Origin of the sequence: Nostoc cf. edaphicum LEGE 07299 (genome assembly GCF_015207245.1) — a bacterium.
GTDB lineage: Bacteria > Cyanobacteriota > Cyanobacteriia > Cyanobacteriales > Nostocaceae > Nostoc > Nostoc edaphicum_B.
This window is the reverse complement of the sequence record NZ_JADEXF010000266.1, coordinates 1-5,896: the sequence shown is the minus strand read 5'-3', so window position 1 is coordinate 5,896 and position 5,896 is coordinate 1. Positions and strand designations below refer to the sequence as shown.

General features: G+C 47.6%; 2 protein-coding genes. One reads left to right on the top strand and one right to left on the bottom strand.

Annotation, left to right across the window (positions count from 1 at the left end; genetic code table 11):
• The coding region (locus tag IQ229_RS23880; protein WP_409339915.1) for a PAS domain S-box protein at positions 1–3,553 on the top strand (3,553 nt) is incomplete at its 5' end.
• Between the two features lie 28 nt (positions 3,554–3,581).
• Here the strand turns inward: IQ229_RS23880 and IQ229_RS10030 are convergent.
• Positions 3,582–5,651, bottom strand: coding sequence for a prolyl oligopeptidase family serine peptidase (locus IQ229_RS10030; protein ID WP_194043319.1), 2,070 nt, complete (start codon positions 5,649–5,651; stop codon positions 3,582–3,584).
• Between the last annotated feature and the right edge of the window lie 245 nt (positions 5,652–5,896).

Sequence of the window (5,896 nt, the reverse complement as noted above, 5' to 3'; positions counted from 1 at the left end):
GGGATGGGCTGCCGATCACACAAAGGCTGAAAACCTCTTTGTTGGTGGCGGCGAGATAGGTGCATTGTTGAGATCGCACAATTGGTCGCAAACGCCGCTAGGGGCTGTCAAAACCTGGCCGGACAGCTTAAAAACAGCTGTGCAGATCCTATTAACAGAACTAGATCGAGTCCAGCAGCTAGAATCCGCTCTGCTACCGGAGCGGAAATCAACAGATGCCTTGCGTCAAGCTGCCCAAGCTGATGCGTTTCGAGTCAAGCTCACCAATGCGCTACGCCCGCTGACTGACACTAATGAGATTCAGGCGATCGCTGCCCGCATTCTAGGCGAATCTCTAGGCGCAAGCCGCGTCATTTACATCGAAGTGTTACCCGGCGGTAAGGAGGTCATCGTTCATAAAAACTACACGAACGGTGTTGCCGAACTGAGCGGACTGTACCATCTGGAAGACTTTGGGCGCAACCTGACAGATGACCATCGAGCGGGGCAAACGGCGATCGTTCCTGATGTGGCAAACTACCCCAAATACACAGCCAGCGAGAAGGCAAGGTATCGATCGATTGATATTGCCGCGTATATTGATGTGCCGCTGATCAAGAACGATCAATTTGTCGCGTTACTGGCGGTGCACCAGGCAGACCCTCGCCAGTGGACGGAAGATGACGTGAAACTAGTCGAGGAAACCGTAGCGCAGACGTGGGCAGCCGTTGAACGTGCCCATGCTGAAGCCATTTCGCGTGAGAATCGCACCGAACTCGAACGGCAACTGCGGAAGTTCGACGCGATCGCCGCTGCAATTCCCGATTTTATTTACACCTTTGATTTGGCGGGACGGTTCACGTATATCAGCCCGGCGTTGCTCAATCTTTGGCAGAAAACTTCGGATGAAGCTTTGGGAAAGAACTTTTTTGAGCTGGATTATCCAACCGATTTAGCGACCCGACTTCAGCAACAGATTCAACAGGCGATCGCCACGCGCCAGCCGATAAAGGATGAAACACCCTACACTAGCGCCATCGGCACGCGCGCCTATGAATACATTTTCGTGCCACTTTTGGGCATAAACGGTGCAGTAGAAGCAGTGGCAGGTGTAACGCGAGATATCACCGAGCGCAAACAGGTAGAGCAAGCCTTGCGCCAAAGCGAAGAGCAGACTCGAAATATTCTGGAGAGCATCGCTGAAGCCTTCTTTGCACTGGATGAGAACTGGCAGTTTACCTATATGAATCCATCTGCCGAAACACTACTCGATCGCACTCCAGGCGATTTAGTTGGCAAGAATTTGTGGGAAGAGTATCCAGGACTGATTGGCAATGAGTTGGCGCAGGTCTACTTGAGCACCATGCGCGATGCCTACGGCGGGCAAAGCCATCGTCTGGCTGCGTCAATTACCGCGTTTTACCCAGATCATAATCGCTGGTACGAAGTTCGCACCTACCCCGCCCGAAACGGCATCACCGTTTATTTCAGGAATGTTACCGAGCAAATTCAAGCCGAACGGCAAGTGGAGTTTTTGACCGAGTTAAGCCGAAGACTCGGTACAGTGACGGATGCAGTGGAAATCAACCGCATCGTCACGCGCGAAGTCGGAACGTTTTTGAACGGGCATCGCTGCTATTATCTTGATGTCACGCCGGACGGCAGACAAGTAACGGTTTTACCCGAGTGGCGGCTCGACGGATCAGACCTTGCCGGAACTTACGACCTCACCCTTTTCGGCGCGAAGGAATGGTGGGAGACGGCGGCACATCAAGCGTTCGGGATTGACGACGTGAACACACATCCGTGGACAAAAGATTTCGCCGATAATTACACGTTCATTAATATGCAATCCTACGTCATCGCACCGTTTGTCCGTGAAGGGCGTTGGGTGGCTTCGATCGGAGTCAGTTCCGACAAACCGCGCCATTGGACGGCGGATGAGATGTTGTTGCTGGAAAACGTTGCGGCGCGTGTCGCTCCGCTGATCGAACGCGCCCGCGCTGAAGCAGCCTTGCGCGACAGTGAAAACCGCTTCCGCATGGCGATCGAAGCTGCTCAATTAGGCACTTGGGACTGGAATCTCATCACCAACCAATTGATTTGGGATGAGGGTTGCAAAGCCATGTTTGGCTTACCACCAGAAGCCCAGAGCTGCATTGAGGTCTTTTTTGCCGGACTGCACCCCGAAGATCGCGAACGACTAGAACAGGTGGTGCAATGGACTTTGAATCCAGCCAGCAGCAGCAAGTATGACGTAGAATATCGCACGATTGGGATTCAGGATGGGGTTGAACGGTGGATTGCGGCCAGAGGACAGACTTACTTTGATGCTGCCGACAATCCACAACGCTTTGTCGGCACTGTACTCAACATCACTGAGCAAAAACGCATTCAGGCAGAACGAGAACAACTCCTTGCCCGTGAACAAGCCGCAAGAGAGGCAGCCGATCGCGCCAACCGAATCAAAGATGAGTTTTTGGCAGTGCTGTCCCATGAATTGCGATCGCCTCTCAACCCGATCTTGGGCTGGACGCGCTTACTACAAAACGGCAAACTGAGCGAAGCCCAAAGAGCCGAAGCCTTGAAAACGATCGAGCGCAATGCCAATTTACAGACGCAACTAATCGAAGACTTGCTCGACATCTCCCGCATCATGCAGGGCAAACTCAGCTTAACAACGGCTCCGGTAAGTTTGACCTTTGTGATTTCTGCCGCCGTTGAAACGGTGGGTTTGGCAGCAGAAGCAAAAAATATTGAGATCGCTCTCGATCTTGACTCTGAGATCGCTCCGATTTCTGGCGATGCAGCCCGCTTGCAGCAAGTGATGTGGAATTTGCTTACCAATGCGGTTAAGTTCACACCCCACAGCGGACAAGTGACCATTGAACTGCGCCAACTCGACGGGCTAGCTCAGATTCAGGTAATCGATACTGGCAAGGGCATCAATCCACAGTTTTTGCCCCATGTCTTTGAGTATTTTCGGCAAGAAGACGGCTCAACGACACGCAAATTTGGCGGGTTGGGATTGGGCCTAGCGATCGTGCGGCAAATTGTAGAAATGCACGGGGGTACGGTAACAGCAGAAAGCCAGGGTGAGAATCAAGGCGCAACCTTCATCATCCAATTGCCCCTCATACAGCAGGCAACATTGATCGCATCTGAGCCAATCCACACACAAATAGAAGCAGAAGTGCCTTTAGACGGCGTTCAAATTTTGCTGGTAGATGATGAACCAGATACCCGCGAGTTTCAGGCATTTGTGCTAGAACAAAGTGGGGCAAATGTGACAGCCGTCGCTTCTGGCTTAGAAGCTTTGCAAGCTCTAGAGCAGTTCACTTTTGACGTGCTAGTGAGTGACATAGGCATGGCTGAGATGGACGGCTATATGCTGATGCAGCAGATTCGATCTCGCCCACCAAATCAAGGAGGAAGCATTCGGGCGATCGCACTAACCGCTTATGCAGCAGAAATTGACCAACAAAGAGCACTTCAGGTAGGATTTCAAACTCACATTACAAAACCTGTAGAGCCAGAGAAGTTAGTGAAGGCAATAGTTAGTTTAGTCGCGTAGGGTAGGCAATGCCCGCCCTACAAAGTTGCTAAAATTTCACATCTAAAGCACGTACCAAAAAAGCCCATTTGTCTGCGGCTTCTTCAATAATTTTAGCCGTGGGTTTACCTGCGCCATGTCCTGCTTTAGTCTCAATTCTAATTAGGGTTGGCGCATAACCTGTGTGAGCCTCTTGCAAAGCAGCGGCAAATTTGAAACTATGAGCAGGGACAACGCGATCGTCATGATCGGCTGTGGTAATTAAGGTTGCTGGGTAAGCTGTGTTTGGTTTGATGTTATGTAATGGCGAATAAGCATATAGCGCCGGAAACTCTTCTGGATTATCCGCAGAACCATATTCGGAAGTCCAAGCCCAACCGATGGTAAATTTGTGGAACCGCAACATATCCATGACGCCGACGGCGGGTATTGCTGCACCAAATAAATCGGGACGTTGCGTTATACAAGCACCCACTAATAAACCGCCGTTACTACCACCTGCGATCGCTAGCTTCTCAGTCTTAGTATACTTGTTAGCAATCAACCACTCAGCAGCGCCAATAAAGTCATCAAAGACATTCTGCTTTTTATCCTTTATTCCTGCTTGATGCCATTCTTCGCCGTATTCTCCACCGCCGCGGATATTAGGCATAGCATAGACACCACCCATCTCCATCCACACCAACAGACTCACAGAAAAGCCAGGTGTCATTGAAGCATTAAAGCCACCATAAGCATAGAGATAAGTAGGGTTATTTCCATCTAATTTAATGCCCTTTCTATGGGTAATAAACATTGGTACTCTAGTACCATCTTTGCTGTGATAAAAGACTTGTTTTGTCTCGTACTCATCAGGATTAAAATCTACCTGTGGTTGACGGAAAACCTCACTTTTTCCTGTCACCATGTTGTAGCGATAAATAGTGCCTGGTATAGTAAAACTGGTAAAACTATAAAAAGTTTCAGTATCATAACGCTTACCACCAAAGCCTCCGGCTGAACCGAGTCCGGGTAGTTCTATCTCTCGAATAAACGCACCTTTGAGGTCAAAAATTTTGATTTGACTGTGAGCATCTTTGAGGTAATCAGCAACGAATTGATTATTAAGTATACCGACACTTTCCAAAGTTTCTGCTGATTGGGGAATAATTTCTTGCCAATTTTCTGGTGCAGGGTTTTTCGTGTCAATTGCAATAACTCTTCCCCGTGGTGCATTTAAGTCTGTGCGAAAATAAAAGACGCTATCATCGTTGTCGATAAAGCTGTAATCTGCTTCAAATTCGTTAATTAGTTCTACGACTTCCGCATGAGGGTTAGTTAAATCTTTGGAGAAAACCAAATTTTTAGAGTCAGTACCTAGCCAAATTGAAATTATTAGATAGCGTCCATCTTCAGTAACACCACCACTAAAACCCCATTCCTTTTGGTCAGGACGATGATAAATTAAAACGTCTTCTGATTGAGGTTTACCTAGTTGATGATAGTAGAGTTTTTGATAATAATTGACATCTTCTAATCGAGTTTTTTCATTTGGCTCATCGTAGCGACTATAGAAAAAACCTTGATGATCGTGTGTCCAAGATGCGCCAGAGAATTTAATCCACTTCAGGTGGTCTTGGAGGTCTTCACCAGTTTCAACATTGCGTACTTTCCACTCTTGCCAATCAGAACCGGAGGAGGATAGACCATAAGCTAAAAGTTTACCATCCTCGCTAATCGACAATCCCGAAAGAGCAACAGTGCCATCTTCTGAGAGTTTGTTGGGATCGAGTAAAACTTGGGGTTGGTCGTCGAGGGTTTTCAAAGTGTAAAGGACACTTTGATTTTGCAGTCCGTCATTTTTGAAATAAAAGTAGCGATTGCCTTCTTTAAAAGGAATACCATATTTTTCATAATCCCAAAGTTTGGTGAGGCGCTGTTTAATTTTTTCCCTAGCAGGAATTTCACTCAGGTAGCCAAAAGTAACTTGATTTTGTGCCTCAATCCAAGTTCTTGTTTCTTCGGAGTCAGGATCTTCTAACCAACGGTAAGGATCTGCGACTAAAGTACCGTGGTAATTATCAGCTTGATTGCTCTTATGGCTGGTTGGGTAAGTGAGAGATTTTTTAGAAGAAGGCATAGTCTTAGGTCAAAGTGCTTCTTTACATACTACAAAGATAGACCCAAGACTTGGGGTATACACTTTGTTCTCAAAAAGAAAGCCCCGTTAGAAGCCGGGGCAATACGTGCTATTTTTGCTATAGAACAATTGTACTACTAAAAATAGTATTAGCTTTAATCCAATACAGTTCAGTAAAGCATTTTTTCTCTTCTCTCTGTTTCCTCTGCGCCTCTGCGGTTCGTTAAAAAAGTTACTTTTGACAA